Source organism: Streptomyces malaysiensis subsp. malaysiensis (genome assembly GCF_040653035.1).
Lineage (GTDB): Bacteria > Actinomycetota > Actinomycetes > Streptomycetales > Streptomycetaceae > Streptomyces > Streptomyces malaysiensis.
Genome location: NZ_JBEZNG010000014.1, coordinates 204,329 through 219,082 on the forward strand (window position 1 = coordinate 204,329; position 14,754 = coordinate 219,082).

The window sequence follows — 14,754 nt, forward strand, 5'->3', positions numbered from 1 at the left end:
ACCTCAGTCACCGAAGACCGGGCGGTCGGGCACGGTCAGCGGCCGGCCCGCCGGGGGCGGGGTCAGCGCGGCCGCGTCGACCGCGCGGTCCGCGCCCTCGCCCAGCAGCGCGGCGAGCCGTGCCGCGCCGGCCGGCATGACGGGCGCGGCCCACGCCGACAGGGCGCCGGCGACGGCCAGTTGGGCGGTCAGGCCGGCACGGTGCGCGGAGGGCGACCGGTCCCGCTCGTGCTCGTGGACGTACCAGAAGTCGTTCGCGCCGGCGACGATCTCGTCGAGGAGGGCGACGACACGGCGTGTGTCGAAGCCCTCGACGCCGTATGCCTCGCGCAGCTCCGCCACGGTGCGCTCCAGCCAGGCCCGCAGCCGCTGCCAGGCGGGTCCCTCGGGCCTCTCTTCGGGGACCCGGCCGTCGCTGTGGCGGGCGACCGCCGCGAAGAGCCGCTCCAGCCAGCCGTTCCACTGGGCGGTCAGCAGCGCCTGGGTGCGTTCCAGGTCCGCGCGGGTGAAGCTGGTCTGGCGGCCGTTGGGCCGGTCGGCGAGCACATGGTGGCGCAGGACGTCGGAGCCGGCCTCGGCGAGCGCCTCGTGGACCCAGATGGCGTGCCGTCGGCTGGTCGAGAACTTCGCCCCGTCCAGCTGGTAGAACTCGTTGACCACGAAGGCCCGCGCCAGGGCGGCCCCGGGGTGCAGGGCGGCGTACAGGGCGGGGAACAGCACCGCGTGGAAGTAGCCGTTGTCGAAGCCGAAGAACTGCACCGGGGCGGGCCAGTCGCCCTTCTCCCGCTCCTGCTCGGGCAGCTCCCACAGATAGCCAGGCGCCATCTCGAACCACACATAGGCCCGCTGGTCCTCGAAGCCGGGCACGGTCACCGGCACGCCCCACTCGCCGGGGTGGCTCACCGCGATCTCCGGCAGCCCGTCGGCAAGCATCCGGTCGCACAGGGCCCGCAGATGCGGCGGCATGTCGACCTCTGCCCAGAACGCCTCCAGCCGGTCGGCGAACGGTGCCAGCGGGAAGTACAGCCGGGCGGCGTCGCGGATCTCGGCCGGGGTGTCGCAGATGGTGCACCGCGGCTCGCCCAGATCGGCGCAGTCGTTGGGCCGGCCGCAGGGCTCGCAGGCGTTGCCGTTGGACGAGGAGCCGCAGTGCGGGCACTTGCCCGTCAGGTACGCCTCGTACAGCCAGCGCTCGCACGGGGCGCAGTACGGCAGCGGCCGGGTACGGGCGACGACGTGCCCGGCGTCGTGGAGGCGGCGCAGGAAGTCCTGGACGTAGGCGAGGTAGCCGTCCTCCTCGCGCGGACGCACCACGCGGTCGAAACCGACCTCGGCCCGCTGCCAGACCCGGGCGATGGACGCGCCGTAGCTGTCGGCGACCTCCTCGCCGGAGCGCCCGCCGTCCTTCAGACCGCGCACCGGGACATAGCTCTGGTGGTCGTCCAGGCCGGTGGTGTAGCGGACCTCGGTCCCGTCGGCGGCGAGGAAGCGGCGCAGTACGTCGCCGGCGACGTAGGGTCCGGCGATGTGACCGATGTGGAGGTCGCCGTTGGGGGTGGGCGGGGTGGCGGTGATCCAGACCGGAGCGCTCACGCGGTCCCCTCCGCACCCTCGGTCCGCTTCGGCTCGTGCAGCGGCCAGTAGACCGAGAGCCAGGTCAGGGTCCCGGACCCCGGATTGTGCACGACATGCTCCTGGTTGCGGGGCAGGACGACCACGTCTCCGGTGGTGAACCCGGCCTTTTCGCCGGCGAGGTCGAGGCTGCCGGAACCGGAGAGGATCACCATGACCTCGTCCTGGTCGTGGCAGTCGGGGTCCGAGGAGGCGCCGGCCGGTAAGAAGCAGGCCATGCCGCCGAAAGGCGGTTCCTCCTGGCCCTCCTGTGCTTGCCAGGGAATGATCCGCTGGCACGCCATGCCGAACTCGCTGACAGCGGCGCCTTCATGTATCCGAAATTTGGTGATCATGCATTATCCATATCCCGTAAAGGAGCGCTCGGCTGGTGGGGCAGGGGCAATTGCATGCCTTTTTCCGTCCCGGTCGACTGTGCGTGCCGACCTCGGCGTTGAGCCAGCGGAGTCGGGTGACCTTACAGGAAGGTGTCACCGACCAAAGGGTGTAATAGGTGGCTATATTGAACCATTTGGCGGGGTGGGGCACGTGCCGGATGGCAGCTCGCTGCCACGCTCCGCTACCTGTCGGCTACTCGGCCGGGATCCGGGATAGCTTTCTGACTCGCCTCGGGCAATGGCATATCGAACCAACGGTCCGACGGAAAGGGAAATGTCCTGATGGGGAATCCGCACGACAATTTCTCGCCGGTTCACGACGTTGTGGGAATCGGTTTCGGGCCGGCCAATCTGGCCTTGGCCATCGCCCTTGAGGAACACAATGAGAGCGCTCGACGCGACCAGGCGGTCACCGCACTCTTCCTGGAGCGGCAGCCCAGCTTCGGCTGGCACCGGGGGATGCTCATCGACGGCGCCACCATGCAGGTGTCGTTCCTGAAGGATCTGGCCACCCTGCGCAACCCGACCAGCCGCTTCGGGTTCGTCCCCTACCTGCACGCACGCGGCAGGCTGGTGGACTTCATCAACCACAAGATCCTTTACCCCACTCGCGAGGAGTTCCACGACTACCTCGAGTGGGCGGCGGCCGGGGTCGACCACCTGGTCTCCTACTCCAGCGAGGTGACCGAGGTCCGCGCGGCCGGCGACCTGCTCGAAGTGGTCGTCCCCGGCCCCGGCGGCAGCACCGTGCACCGTGCGCGCAATGTGGTCGTCGCCTGTGGCCTACAGCCCCGGATGCCCGACGGGGTGAAGGCCGGCGCGAACGTCTGGCACAGCAGCGAGCTGCTGACCCGGCTCGCCGGGCGGACCGCGGACGTCCGCCGGTTCGTGGTGGTCGGCGCCGGACAGAGCGCCGCCGAGGCGGCCGAGTACCTGCACCGCACCTATCCGCAGGCCGACGTGGAGGCGGTCTTCGCCCGCTACGGCTACAGCCCGGCCGACGACAGCCCGTACGCCAACCGGGTCTTCGACCCCGAGGCCGTCGACGTCTACTACGACGCCGACGAGGCCGCCAAGAACCGGTTGATGGCCTACCACCGCAACACCAACTACGCGGTCGTGGACCTCGATCTGATCGAGGAGCTGTACCGGCGGGCGTACCAGGAGAAGGTGCGCGGCCGCTCCCGGCTGCACATACAGGGCGTCAGCGAGGTCACCGACATACGGGACGAGGGCTCCGGCGTCACGGTCCGCGTCCGCTCGCAGGCCACCGGCACGGAGCAGGAGGTCGCCGCCGACGCGGCCGTCTTCGCCACCGGCTACGACGAGCAGGACCCGCTGCCGCTGCTCGGCTCCCTGGCCCCGTACTGCGCCCGGGACGCCGCCGGACGGCTGCGCGTCGGCCGCGACTACCGGCTGACTGTGGACGGCCTGGAGAACGCCGGGATCTACATCCAGGGCGGCACCGAGCACACGCACGGCATCACGTCCTCGCTGCTGTCGATGGTCGCGGTCCGCTCCGGCGAGATCCTCCGCTCGGTGCTGGAGCACCGGGAGGCGGCGCTGCACAACGACGACGAACCGCTCGCCCTGGAAGGTGCGGCGCATGACTGACCCTGTCCACCGGACGGATGTGGCCGTGGTCGGCGCCGGAGTGGTCGGTACGGCCGTCTTCCACGAACTGGCCTCCCGCGGCGCCCGTGTGACCCTGGTCGAGCGGGACCGTGCCGGGCTGGGCACGACGGCCTGGAGCGGCGCCATCGTCCGCTGCCACCACGACGACCCGGTCCTCTCCGACCGGGCGGCGGCCGGCTGGCGGTACTTCCGGGACTTCGCCGGACACACCGGGGAACCGGCGGCCTTCCACACCAGCGGGTTCCTGTACCTGCCGGCCCCGGACCGCGCGGCGGGCGCCCGCGCGGAGGCGGCCCGGCTCGGCGCTCAGCTGCCCGTGACCTGGTTGGAGGCCGAGGAGGTGACCAAGCACTTCGGCCACCTGCTGGCCGGACCGGCCGGCCGCGGGGCGGTGTGGGAGCCGGAGTCCGGCTGGCTGGACCCGGCCGAGGTGACCCACGGCTTCCTGCGCGCCGGCCGGCGCCGGGGCGGCACGGTCCTCGAAGGGGTCGCCGTGCACAGCCTCATGCGCGTGGGCGACGGCCGGATCACCGGGGTGCGTACGAGCGCCGGAGCGGTCCGTGCCGACCGGGTGGTCCTGGCCACCGGCGCCGCCACCGCGCACCTGCTGACCTCCTGGGGACTGGCACACGACCTGTGGGCCCAGGCCGTCCAGGTCGAGCTGTTCCAGCCCGAGGCGCCGGTGTCCGGCCAACCCGCCTACACCGACGACGAGTTCGACATCAACGGCCGACCCGACCCGGACTCCGGCGGGGTCTACGTCGGACACCCCACGTACCACCGGCTGCCCTCGCCGCCCGGCCGGGAGCAGATGGACGCGGCCCAGTCCCGGCTGGCCGCCGCGGCGGGCGCCCGGCGCTGGGCATGGCTGCCCGGCAGCCGCCACCTCGGCGGGCTGCGCGCCGCGGAGTGCTGGGCCCCGGGCGGCCGCGCCCGTGTCACGGCGCATCCGGACGCCCCCGCGCTGCTGCTGGCCACCGGCTTCAACGGGGGCGGATTCAAGATGGCGCCCTGGGCGGCCGCCGAGATCGCAAGGCTGGCCGGTCTGGCATGACCGGTCGGACGGGGCCGCGGAGGCGGCGCGACATGAACGGAGAGAACCCATGAGTCTGCAACGGCCCGACGGGACCAGCGAGATCAAGGGGGTTCTGCCGGTCGTCATCATGCCGTTCACCGACGACGGCGCCCTCGACGAGGAGGACTTCCTCGCCCAGACGGAGCACATGTTCGACGTCGGCTGCGACGGGTTCGTGGTCGGCCAGGTCTCCGAGGTGCTGCGGCTGACACACACCGAGCGGCTGCGCGTGGCCGAGCTGAGCGCGAAGGCCGCCGTCGGACGCGGTGTGTCCGTGATGAGCACCGGTGCCGAGACACCCGAGGCCGCCATCGAGTACAGCCGGCACGCCGAGTCCGTCGGAGTGGACGCCCTGCTCGTCATGCACCCGGCCACGATCCCGCTGGACGAGAACGGGATGGTGGAGTACTTCACCCGGGTCGTGGAGTCGGTCCGGATCCCCGTGATCATCCATCACGCCAAGAGCCTGGCCAAGCAGCCCCTGACCATCGCCGCCCAGGTCCGGATGCTGGAGCGGTACGGCCCCGACCGGGTGCTGTTCAAGCCCGAGGCCCAGCCCTCGCCGCCCAGGGTCAGCGAGCTGCGCGACGCCAGCGGCGGGCGGGCCCGCATCTTCGAGGGCGACGGCGGCATGATGCTCCTCGACTGTCACCGCCGGGGCCTGGCCGGAACGATCCCCGCCACCGAGATCGCCGAGATCGTGGTGACCCTGTGGCGGCTGCTGGAGGCCGGTGAGCGGGAGAAGGCCGAACGGATCGGCTACCCGCTGTCGTACCTCATGTGCCACATGATGAACAGCACCGACTACTACCTGTCGATCGCCAAGCGCTTCCTGAAAGAACGTGGCCTGATCAAGACCACCCATGTCCGCGGTCCGAGCCGCCACGTCCTCGACGACGAGTCCTGGACCGAGGTCCACCACACGTACCGGCACCTGCTCACCCTTGCGAAGGAGCTCGCTCGATGAAGAACCACGCCTTCACCATCCGCCTCCGGGACGAGGCCGCCGCGGAGAAGTACATCGAGCTCCACCGGGAGGTGTGGCCCGAGGTCGTCGGACCGGGTGGCGCCCTGGAGACCATCGGCGTCCGCAAGCTACAGATCTTCTACATCGACCCGCTCACGCTCTTCATGTACGTCGAGGCCGAGGACCACTTCGAGCCCGTGCACGACTTCCTGCGCGCCAACGACCTGCACCCCAGGGTTCAGGAGTGGGACGACATGATGCACGACGGCGAGGGCAGCCTCCTGGTCCGGCACCCGGGCAACGACGGCCGCCTCAACTGGGCGCCGATGCGCCGCGTCCACCACGTCGACTTCACCAACACCCTTCCGGACCTGGAGGACAAGTGAGCGCGGTGGCCCGTCAGGACGTCACCGTCCTGGACTGCACGCTGCGGGACGGCGGTTACTACACGAACTGGGAGTTCGAGGACACCCTCGTCGAGGAGTACCTCACGGCATGCGTGGCGACCGGCGTGGACGTGGTCGAACTCGGCTACACCCAGTTCACCCCGAGCGACCGCGGCCCGTACGGCAGGTTCCCGTCGGGTGTCACGCCCGCGCTGCGCGACTCCCTGCCCGACGGCCACCGGCTGCGCTTCGCCGTCATGGTGGACGCGCCCGCGCTGGCCGAGGTCCCGGCGGCCGAGGCCGGCCCGCGGCTGCGCAGGCTGCTGGCCGACGGGCCGCTGCCGGTCGACCTGGTCCGCGTGGCCGTCCACCACAGCCGGGCGGCCGGTGTCGCCGAAGCCGTCGACTCCCTGCGCGAGGCCGGCTTCGGGGTCTGCCTGAACCTGATGCAGGTGGACCTGGCAACCCCCGCCGAAGTGGCCGGCCTGGTCCGTCTGGTGGCCGGCCTGGGCCCGCTGGAGTCGCTGTACGTCGCCGACTCCCTGGGTTCCCTGCACGCCCCCCGGATCGCCGAACTGGTCGAGGAGTTCAGGGCCGGCCAGGCCGCCCCCGTGGGCCTGCACGGCCACGACAACCAGGGCTTCGCGCTGCACAACACCCTTGCCGCCGCCCAGGCGGGCGCCACCTGGCTGGACGCCACCGTCCTCGGCATGGGCCGGGGCGCAGGCAACACCAGGACCGAACAGCTCCTGGCGGCGCTCGGCACGGACCAGCGGGCGCTCCAGCCGATGCTGGACCTGGTGGCCCGCCGCTTCGAACCGCTCATGCACAAGTACCGCTGGGGCGCCAGCGCCCTCTACGCCATCGCGGGCATGCGCCGGATCCACCCGACCTACGTCCAGCGTCTGGAGGAGGGCCTGGAGCGGGACGTCGACGTCAAACTGCGCGCCCTGGACTTCCTCGCCCGGAACCGCAAGACGTCCTTCTCCGCGGCGTCGCTGGAGGGCGCACTCCGCCATGCCGCTGTCTGACCGCGCCGGCGAGCGCCTCGATCGGACGCTGGCCACCCACCGCCTTGTCGTGTTCGACCTCGACGGGGTGCTCGTGGACTCCAATGAGCTGAAGGTGGAGTGCGTGCGCGAGGCGCTGGCGGAGTTCGGACCGGAACTCGTGGACCCCTGTGTCCACGAGTTCCGCCGGACCTTCGGCCGCTCCCGCCGTGAGCACTTCCTCGCCTTCCACCAGGACCACCTGGGCGGAGAACAGGCCACGGGGGAGGGATTCGAGACGTTCTACCAGCGCTGCGCGGGCCGTTATGCCGAGCTGCTCGCCGAGCGCTACCCCAAGGCGCCGCTGTGCCCCGACGCCGACCGGCTGGTCCGCGGCCTGTCCGAGCGCGGCCTGCCGCTGTACGTGGGCACCGGCACCCTGACCGCCGAGGCGGAACGGGTCCTGGACGGACACGGGCTGGCCGGCGAGTTCCGGGCCGTGCTCGGCGGCGAGGAACCCAAGGCGCGGCGGCTGTCCACAGCGCTCGCCGCCGTGGGCGCCGACCCCGGCGAGGCGGTCCTGCTCGGCGACTCGCGGCAGGACCTCCTCGCCGCCCAGGCGGTCGGCATGGGCTTCGTGCTCGTCACCGGGCACGGATTCTTCCCGCCCGCCCAGGTGCTCGACGGGGCGGACCGCCAAAGCTCCCTCGTCGCGGCCGGATTGGACCCCGGCGGCTTGCTGATCGGCACCGGAGCGTACGAGGGTCCTCCGGGGCACTGACCTGAGCCCCGCACACCCTGAGACCGCGAACACGGGAAACCCCACAGTGACACCTCAGAACGGCAACGAGCCCGCCCCTGCCCGCCGTGAGCCCCGCCCCCGGCGCGTGGTCATCACCGGGGCCGGCCGGGACTTCGGCCGGACGCTCGCCCTCTTCTTCGCCCGCCGGGGCGACGAAGTCCTGCTCTCCGCCCGGGACCTGGCGGCGGCCGAGCACGTGGCCGACGAGATCCGCGGCCTCGGGTCCGACAGGGTCCACGCCCTGCGCTGCGACCTGGCGGACCCGGCGTCGGTACGCGCCTTCGCCGACGAGATCGCCACGGTGACCGACCACGTCGACGTGCTGGTCAACAATGGGGCCCGCTGGCTGTCCGGCGGGGACCTCGCCTCCGCCACCGACGAGGACATCGCCGCCACCGTCGCCTCGACCGTGACCGGCACCGTCCTCGTCACCAAGCACCTGCTGCCGCTGCTGCTGAAGTCCGACCGGCCCGACGTGGTCAACCTGATCTCGTCGGCCGGGCTCACCGGCAACCACCGTACCCGGGCCCACGCCGCGTTCTACGCGGCCAAGCACGGGCAGGCCGGCCTCGCCGACCTGCTCTCCCCCCAACTGCGCCCGCACGGCGTGCGCGTCATCTCGCTGTACCCGCCCGACTTCAGCAACCCGGATCCGCTGGGCCCGGACTGGGACACGACGCCCCGCGGGGCGGGCTGCGGGCTCACCGCCCACTCCCTCGTGGAGTGCGTCATGTTCGCGATCGACCAGCCACGGGACTGCTTCATCAAGGCGTTCCACTTCGAACAGACCACCTGAAAGAGCACCATGAATTCCGTCAGCACCAGCACGTCCGTCGTCATCTCCGGCGTGAGCCGGGGTCTCGGCGCCGCCCTGGCCCGGCGCTTCGCCGCACTGGGCCACCGCGTCGCCGGCTGCGGCCGCGACCGCGAGGCCCTGGACAGGCTCCGCGCCGACCTCGGCGAGGGCCACCTGATCACCGTCACCGACGTCACCGACGCCGACGCCGTGGAGCGGTGGGCCGGGGAGACCGTACGGCGGCTCGGCGCGCCCGCCCTGGTCGTCGCCAACGCCGGGTACATCAGCCCCCAGGCCCCGGTGTGGGAGACCAGCCCGGCGGACTTCCGCACCACCGTCGATGTCAACGTCGTCGGCGTCTACACCCTGGCCCGCGCCTTCCTGCCGCGGATGGCGACCGGCGGTACCTTCGTCGCCGTCTCCTCGGGCTGGGGCCGCAACCCGCGCGGCAGGCTGGCCGCCTACACCGCGAGCAAGTTCGCCGTCGAGGGCTTCACCCGGGCCATCGCCCAGGAGGCCGAGGAACTGCTGCCGGGCGTCACCGCCGTCGCCGTCGACCCGGGCGGTGGCGTGGACACCGCCATGCTCGCCACCTGTCTGCCGGACGAGCACACCGAGTACCCGGGCCCCGAAGCCTGGGCACAGGTGGCGGCCGACTATCTGCTGCACCAGGTACCGAAGGAGCCCAACGGGGCTTCTCTGACGGTTCCCGGGCCGTAAGCCCGGCCGCGGGCTCGGCAGGCGATCCGCATCCACCGGACCAACCCGAAGGAGACGACCGTGTCCGAAGCCGGCACCGTGGTGGCCGACCCGTGGTCCAGCAAGATACGTCAGCACGAGGCCGTCGCGGCCGCCGACCCGGATCTCGCCTTCGACCTGCACGTTCTCGCCGGCCCGGCGGAGCTGACCGCCCACCTGGCGGCCCGCCGGGACCGTACGGTCGTCCTGCGGCCGGAGATCTCCGACGACACCGGCTCCGCCGTGCTGGTCCGGCCCGGAGCCGCGCCGCCGGAACCCGAGATCCGGCGGCTGTGGGAACGGGGCGGCCGGATCGTCGCCCACGACCATGTGCCCGGCACCCCGTGCTTCGTCAACGGTGTCGTCCTCGACGGCGTGCTCCACCTCACCGACGTCTGGCGGTGCTTCTCGCTGGAGGAAGGTCCCAGGTCACTGCTCACCAGCGTGGTGAACCTCGCGCCCGGCTCGCCGCGGGAGCGCGAACTGGCCCACCGGCTGTCGCCCGTGGTGAAGGGCGTCGGCCTGGCCTCGGGGCCCGTCACGTTCGAGGCGGTCACGGGCGCCGGCGGGACCGTGAAAGTGGTCAAGTTCGCGGCCCGGGCCGCGGGTCACCCCCTGCCGCACCTCTGCTCCCTGCTCGGCCTGCCCGATCAGGCGGCCGCGCTCGCCGGCGGCTCCCGGGCACTGGCCGGACGTCCGGCCGAGCCGGGCTTCGTCGCCGACTACGCCTTCGTCGCTCGCGAAGGCGGACGGCTGGTCCGCATCGAAGAGCTGGACGAGATCCGGGCGCTGCGCTCCTACGCCGGTGACATCTTCCTGCCGACTCCGGGCGAGACGATCACCCCGACCACCGGAGAAGGCGGGGCGGGCGCCATCCTGTTGAGGAACCAGGAAGAGGAAATCCTGCTCGCCGACGTCGAGTTCTGCCAACAGCGCAACCGGGAGGGCGTCTTCGCCGTCGCGGCCGACGCCGGGCAGCCCCTCGGCCGGTGACCTCCCACCTCCTCGGCCGACGAGCATGCCCCTCCGAGCAATCGACTGGAGAACCCCAGTCGTCCCCCACGAACAGTCGCAACGGTCCTTCCGCTCTCGATGCCGATCCCCTTCAGCGGCCTGCCGGAGAACCGTCCGCGACCTGATCAAGCTGTGCTCACACCGCCGCTCAGCGGTGGGCACGACATCCCATCAGCGATCAACTCTCCGGGCCGACAGGCAGGGGCACGGTCTTTCGTCAGGACTCAACGTCCAGGAATCACGAGTGCTCACCTGCCGGACGGCTACCACCCGGGGTCTGCCGGATGGCCGACTCCCCGAACTGATGAGGCACCACTGCAATGGAGAACCTCCGCGTCGTCATCACCGGTGCCGCCCGGGACTTCGGGCGCACCCTGGCCATCGTCTTCGCCCGGCAGGGCGCCGAGGTGTTCCTCTCGGCGCGCAGCCTGGAGGGCGCCCGCCGCACCGAGCAGGAGATCCGTGACCTCGGCAGCGACCGGGTGCACGCCTTCGCCTGCGATATCACCGATCCGGAGTCCGTACGCGCCTTCGCGGACGGCGTCCGGGAGAAGGCCGGAGCCGTCGACGTACTCCTGAACAACGGGGCCAACTGGCTGGAGAGCGAGGACCTGACCACCGCGGACGATGCCGACATCCTCGCCACCACCGCGTCCGCCGGAGGCACCGTCCTGATGGTCAAGCACTTCCTCCCGCTACTGCGCGCCTCGCGGCGGCCCGACATCGTCACCCTGGTGTCGGCAGCCGCGACGCCGAACTACACCGGCTGCGCGGGCCACGAGGCGTTCTACGCGGCCAAGGGCGGACAGGCCGCGTTCACCGGCATCCTGTCCAAGCGGCTGCGCGCGGAGGGCATCCGCGTCATCTCCCTGTTCCCGCCGGACTTCGACAACATCGACCCGCTGTCGCCCGCCTGGGAGGGCGCCTCGCGCACCCCCAAGGACACCCTGACGGCGCAGTCCCTCGCGGAATGCGTCACCTTCGCCGTCAACCAGCCCCGGGACTGCTTCCTCAGCCAGCTGCACTTCGAGCCCGGCCACTGACCGGGCGCCGTGCCGTACGTCCGCATCCTCGAAAGGCGACTGCCATGACACTGCTCCAGGTTCTGCCCGCCACGGGCGAGGCGAAGCCGCTGCTCACCACCCAGGACCCCGACCGCATCGCGGCCGAACTCGGAGTGCACGGCGCCCGGTTCGAGCGGTGGGCCCTCAAGGACCTGGCGGCCGGCTTCGGCGACGACGATGTGCTCGGCCTGTACCGGACGGAAGTGGACCGATTCTCCGCCGAGACCGGCCTGGGACATGTCGAGGTGGTCCGGATGGCACCGGACGACTCCGACCCGCGGTGGGCCACCGAGGCCCGCGCTTCGCGTGACCGCTACTTCAACGAGCACACCCACCGCTCGGACGAGGTCTGGTTCTTCGCCCAGGGCCGGTGCGGCTTCTATCTGCGGCTGGCCGACGACGAGACCGTCCACGTGTTGATCTCCGAGCCGGGCGACCTGGTGTGCACGCCCGCCGGCGTACGGCACTGGTTCGACATGGGGGAGACGCCCGACTTCGCCGCCCTGCACATCTACGTCGCCGAGACCGACTGGGACGAGGCATTCACCGGCGACCCGATCGCGTCCCGGTTCCCGCACATGGAGGAGCTGCTGGCCACGGCTCGCTGACCCGCGGGCGCCGCCTCCAGCCCCCTTCCCGCCGGCGCCGGGGTGCCCGGCACCACCGTGCCGCGCACCCCGGGTCAGCCCTGCTCACCCCGAATCTGGCCGTCGCCCGGTGGGAGCGGCTGTACGCCCTGTACCGCGAACTCGGCCACACCGCCGACCTGACCGACCCGCGCTACTACCACCTCGACACCACGCCGGCCGTCAAGTGCTGCACGCTGGGGATACGCGGTTGACGATGTCTGCCGGAACGGGCCCATCCGCCATGCGCGTCGACCGCCGTGGCAGCAGGCCCGTCTCGATCGCCCGGGCGCCGGCCTGGAACCGGGAGTTGGTGCGCAGCAGTGCCATGATGTCGGCGACGTGGCGCCGGTAGGTGCGCACGGACATGGAGAGCTTGCGGGCCGCGACGTCATCGATGAGCCCCTCCTGGAGACAGCCGAGGACCCGGCGTAATTCTTCGGCCTGGGTAAGTTCCCTTAAGCGCAGACGTGGGTCCAGTACCGGCGCGGTCGGCCAGATGGTGTCGAAGAGCGCGCGCAGGTTCGTCGCCACGGACGTACTGCGTATGAGTGCCGGGTCGCCCGGGGTGTTCGACACCAGTGTCGACTCCGTGTCGGAGACGACCGCGGTGAGCCCCGGGAGCGCCGCGAGCCGCACCTCGGCCTCTTCCGGAAACACTGCGTCGAGCGCCCACCGGGTCCGGCTGCCCGGTGGGACGAGCGCCCGTACGGTGACGTCCGAGGCCAGCGTCGGGGCGATCCGGCGAAGGGCGGCAACGACGGCGGTGGTCGTCTCGGAGCGTTCGTCGATTATCAGACAGAGGGATTCCGAAGCCTGGGACATGAAGTTTTCGGCCGCTTCTCCCAGGGTTTCTCGGCTTACGGAGAGCTGGGTGACGAGTGAATCGTTCGTCGTCTGGCTACGCCATTGTGCGGCCAATGATTCCACCAGGCCCCGGACCTTGAGCAGATCCTGCTCCAGAATTTTCGTGGTCGGCAACACGTTTATTCCCTTCAGAGCGTGTCAAACAGCTGTAATTCGGCTGCTCGGGTGCCACCGGAAAAACGGGAACTGACTTCCAGGGACTCCAGGATTCTGGCGACGTGCCGGCGGTACGTGCGCAGGGACAGGCCCAGTTCACGGGCCGCGACCGCGTCGGTGGAGCCGGCATACAGCTGGGCCAGAACCCCGCGCGCGGTGTCGGTGGCGAGATAGGCGTCCAGCAGCAGATAGTCCGGCCAATGCAGCGAGGCTTCCCAGGCCCCCATGAACAGCGAGGTCAGTACGCGGACCACGGCCCGGTCGCGAACCAGCAGGCCCCCCGTGCTGTCGCCCGGCGCATGGAGCAGCGCCTCCGCGACGTCCACCACCAGGGTCTCGGCGAGCGGGCGCCCGGTCACCCGCAGTTCCGCCAGGTCGGCAGCCCCCGCCCAGGCCGGCAGCTCCCGCAGTGCCGAGGCGGACCCGAGCACGCGGACGGTAATCCGGCCCGGACCGGCCTGGGCCCGGGCCCTGAGGTCGCTCAGCATGGTGCGTACGGCCGCCAGCTGCCCGCTCCGACCGGACAGCGAGATCAGCACGGTGCGGCGGGCCTGGGCCACCAGGTCCGTCAGGGTGGCACCGGGCGCCTCCTGCCGCTTGTCGGCGGACAATTTCACGAAACGCGGCGCGGGAAGAGAACGAAATTCAAGAACGGCGGAATCGATGAGATTCCTCGCTTGCAGCAGTGCGTGTTCCACGGGGTCGTGAGTAAATTGTGTACTGTCTGTTTCAGACTGATCCCGATTGATGACTACCCCCAGGTTCTCCCTGGTTGGAAAGTTACCCAATCGAGACAGTCCTAGCAAGGGATTTCCGAGTGCGGAACGTGTCGTTTTGTCTGACTTAGGGAATAATGTCCATTGCTCCTTGTCGTTAATTGATGGTCGAATGCCTCATTCCGGTAAGCCGGTGGCGCGCCGTGTACGTGAGGCGATCTGTTCGAATTTCACGCTTTCTATATGCAGAGGGCCGTGGAAAGGGTCACCGAGACGATCGGGCCGATAAGGGCGTCGATTGTGGCGTCGGTGTCGGGGTGGTGATCACCAACGCATTGAGCCCGCTACGCGCCCTGGAAACCCTCCGCGGACTCGTCGCACCGGGCGGAACCGTCGCGGTCATGTCCTCCGACCAGGGCAGCATCTCGCGGAATACCGAGGGCGGCTATGAGCTCTACAAGGCCAGCAAGGCAGCCCTCAACCAGCTGATGCGCAGTTACGCCACCCGCCATGCCGGCGACGGACAGACCAAGCTGCTCATCGACCCCGGCCACAATCAGACTCAGCTCGGCGGCCCTGGCGCACCGCTCGTTCCCCAGGAGAGCATCCCCGCCGTCGTTGACGTACTCGAAGCACAGACCGGCGCCCCCGGCCTCCAGTTCTTGGACCTCCACGGCGAAACGGTCCCCTGGTGGAGAACCGGACCGAACCGTCGAGGTGCGCGGGGGAGTCACCGCACCGGCGGGAGCGGAGCCGCCCCTCGCTCCTCATCCGGGTAGAAACACCCCGGCGCTGGACGGCGAAGCCGGACCCCGTCCCGGCCCTCAGCGTCGACGACTGTTGATCCGGAGGTGTGGAGTGGCGCGGCCGAAGCCGTGGGAAGTCGATGACGAGTTGCGGGCTAGTGTTGCCGG

The 14,754-nt window shown here is 70.7% G+C and carries 16 protein-coding genes; 12 read left to right on the plus strand and 4 right to left on the minus strand.

Features of this window, described 5'->3' with window-relative positions; all coding sequences use genetic code 11:
* Positions 1-3: 3 nt before the first annotated feature.
* Positions 4-1,593 carry a methionine--tRNA ligase gene (locus AB0E24_RS26465; RefSeq protein ID WP_359380569.1) on the minus strand — a complete coding sequence of 530 codons (1,590 nt, stop codon included), beginning with the start codon at positions 1,591-1,593 and terminating at the stop codon, positions 4-6.
* On the minus strand, positions 1,590-1,967 hold the full coding sequence (locus AB0E24_RS26470; protein ID WP_069871866.1) for a cupin domain-containing protein: 378 nt from the start codon (positions 1,965-1,967) through the stop codon (positions 1,590-1,592). Before AB0E24_RS26470 ends, AB0E24_RS26465 begins: the two co-directional genes overlap by 4 nt.
* 324 nt (positions 1,968-2,291) lie before the next feature.
* Between AB0E24_RS26470 and AB0E24_RS26475 the strand changes: the two genes are divergently transcribed.
* From AB0E24_RS26475 to AB0E24_RS26525, 11 genes are all read left to right on the plus strand, one after another.
* Complete coding sequence (locus AB0E24_RS26475) at positions 2,292-3,623, plus strand: lysine N(6)-hydroxylase/L-ornithine N(5)-oxygenase family protein (RefSeq protein ID WP_359380573.1); 1,332 nt, start codon at positions 2,292-2,294, stop codon at positions 3,621-3,623.
* Positions 3,616-4,698, plus strand: a complete 1,083-nt coding sequence (locus AB0E24_RS26480) for an NAD(P)/FAD-dependent oxidoreductase (protein WP_359380576.1) — start codon at positions 3,616-3,618, stop codon at positions 4,696-4,698. Before AB0E24_RS26475 ends, AB0E24_RS26480 begins: the two co-directional genes overlap by 8 nt.
* A gap of 49 nt (positions 4,699-4,747) precedes the next feature.
* Positions 4,748-5,686 (plus strand): dihydrodipicolinate synthase family protein, encoded by a 939-nt coding sequence (locus tag AB0E24_RS26485; protein ID WP_069871871.1) that lies wholly within the window; start codon positions 4,748-4,750, stop codon positions 5,684-5,686.
* Positions 5,683-6,072 carry an L-rhamnose mutarotase gene (locus AB0E24_RS26490; RefSeq protein ID WP_046089762.1) on the plus strand — a complete coding sequence of 130 codons (390 nt, stop codon included), beginning with the start codon at positions 5,683-5,685 and terminating at the stop codon, positions 6,070-6,072. The genes AB0E24_RS26485 and AB0E24_RS26490 overlap by 4 nt, the downstream gene beginning before the upstream one ends.
* A complete protein-coding gene (locus AB0E24_RS26495; protein WP_359380580.1) occupies positions 6,069-7,103 on the plus strand; it encodes a hydroxymethylglutaryl-CoA lyase-like TIM-barrel protein in 1,035 nt (344 codons plus the stop codon). The genes AB0E24_RS26490 and AB0E24_RS26495 overlap by 4 nt, the downstream gene beginning before the upstream one ends.
* Positions 7,090-7,842, plus strand: coding sequence for an HAD family hydrolase (locus AB0E24_RS26500; RefSeq protein ID WP_359380583.1), 753 nt, complete (start codon positions 7,090-7,092; stop codon positions 7,840-7,842). Before AB0E24_RS26495 ends, AB0E24_RS26500 begins: the two co-directional genes overlap by 14 nt.
* Before the next feature lie 46 nt (positions 7,843-7,888).
* Entirely contained in the window at positions 7,889-8,659 is a 771-nt protein-coding gene (locus tag AB0E24_RS26505; RefSeq protein ID WP_359380586.1) for an SDR family oxidoreductase, read from the plus strand.
* A gap of 9 nt (positions 8,660-8,668) precedes the next feature.
* Positions 8,669-9,379 (plus strand): SDR family oxidoreductase, encoded by a 711-nt coding sequence (locus AB0E24_RS26510; RefSeq protein ID WP_232639350.1) that lies wholly within the window; start codon positions 8,669-8,671, stop codon positions 9,377-9,379.
* Between the two features lie 60 nt (positions 9,380-9,439).
* Positions 9,440-10,390: a hypothetical protein gene (locus tag AB0E24_RS26515; RefSeq protein ID WP_359380590.1), complete on the plus strand. Its 951-nt coding sequence runs from the start codon at positions 9,440-9,442 to the stop codon at positions 10,388-10,390.
* A gap of 341 nt (positions 10,391-10,731) precedes the next feature.
* The gene (locus AB0E24_RS26520) at positions 10,732-11,454 is read left to right on the plus strand and encodes an SDR family oxidoreductase (RefSeq protein ID WP_069871885.1); all 723 of its coding nucleotides are present in this window, start codon (positions 10,732-10,734) and stop codon (positions 11,452-11,454) included.
* A gap of 44 nt (positions 11,455-11,498) precedes the next feature.
* Positions 11,499-12,083 carry a cupin gene (locus AB0E24_RS26525; RefSeq protein ID WP_187286741.1) on the plus strand — a complete coding sequence of 195 codons (585 nt, stop codon included), beginning with the start codon at positions 11,499-11,501 and terminating at the stop codon, positions 12,081-12,083.
* Between the two features lie 201 nt (positions 12,084-12,284).
* Here AB0E24_RS26525 and AB0E24_RS26530 read toward each other — a convergent pair whose 3' ends face one another.
* Complete coding sequence (locus AB0E24_RS26530; RefSeq protein WP_069871890.1) at positions 12,285-13,085, minus strand: helix-turn-helix domain-containing protein; 801 nt, start codon at positions 13,083-13,085, stop codon at positions 12,285-12,287.
* A gap of 11 nt (positions 13,086-13,096) precedes the next feature.
* Positions 13,097-13,822: a helix-turn-helix domain-containing protein gene (locus AB0E24_RS26535; protein WP_232639348.1), complete on the minus strand. Its 726-nt coding sequence runs from the start codon at positions 13,820-13,822 to the stop codon at positions 13,097-13,099.
* A 419-nt stretch (positions 13,823-14,241) separates the two neighbouring features.
* Here AB0E24_RS26535 and AB0E24_RS26540 point away from each other — a divergent pair, with 419 nt between their 5' ends.
* Positions 14,242-14,619: a Rossmann-fold NAD(P)-binding domain-containing protein gene (locus AB0E24_RS26540; protein ID WP_359380594.1), complete on the plus strand. Its 378-nt coding sequence runs from the start codon at positions 14,242-14,244 to the stop codon at positions 14,617-14,619.
* Positions 14,620-14,754: the final 135 nt, after the last annotated feature.

What these genes read in the sequence shown, in the direction of transcription:
- AB0E24_RS26470 (WP_069871866.1), bottom strand. Translation starts at nt 1,967, where the DNA reads ATGATCACCAAATTTCGGATACATGAAGGCGCCGCTGTCAGCGAGTTC.
- AB0E24_RS26475 (WP_359380573.1), top strand. Translation starts at nt 2,292, where the DNA reads ATGGGGAATCCGCACGACAATTTCTCGCCGGTTCACGACGTTGTGGGA.
- AB0E24_RS26480 (WP_359380576.1), top strand. Translation starts at nt 3,616, where the DNA reads ATGACTGACCCTGTCCACCGGACGGATGTGGCCGTGGTCGGCGCCGGA.
- AB0E24_RS26485 (WP_069871871.1), top strand. Translation starts at nt 4,748, where the DNA reads ATGAGTCTGCAACGGCCCGACGGGACCAGCGAGATCAAGGGGGTTCTG.
- AB0E24_RS26490 (WP_046089762.1), top strand. Translation starts at nt 5,683, where the DNA reads ATGAAGAACCACGCCTTCACCATCCGCCTCCGGGACGAGGCCGCCGCG.
- AB0E24_RS26500 (WP_359380583.1), top strand. Translation starts at nt 7,090, where the DNA reads ATGCCGCTGTCTGACCGCGCCGGCGAGCGCCTCGATCGGACGCTGGCC.
- AB0E24_RS26510 (WP_232639350.1), top strand. Translation starts at nt 8,669, where the DNA reads ATGAATTCCGTCAGCACCAGCACGTCCGTCGTCATCTCCGGCGTGAGC.
- AB0E24_RS26520 (WP_069871885.1), top strand. Translation starts at nt 10,732, where the DNA reads ATGGAGAACCTCCGCGTCGTCATCACCGGTGCCGCCCGGGACTTCGGG.
- AB0E24_RS26525 (WP_187286741.1), top strand. Translation starts at nt 11,499, where the DNA reads ATGACACTGCTCCAGGTTCTGCCCGCCACGGGCGAGGCGAAGCCGCTG.
- AB0E24_RS26540 (WP_359380594.1), top strand. Translation starts at nt 14,242, where the DNA reads ATGTCCTCCGACCAGGGCAGCATCTCGCGGAATACCGAGGGCGGCTAT.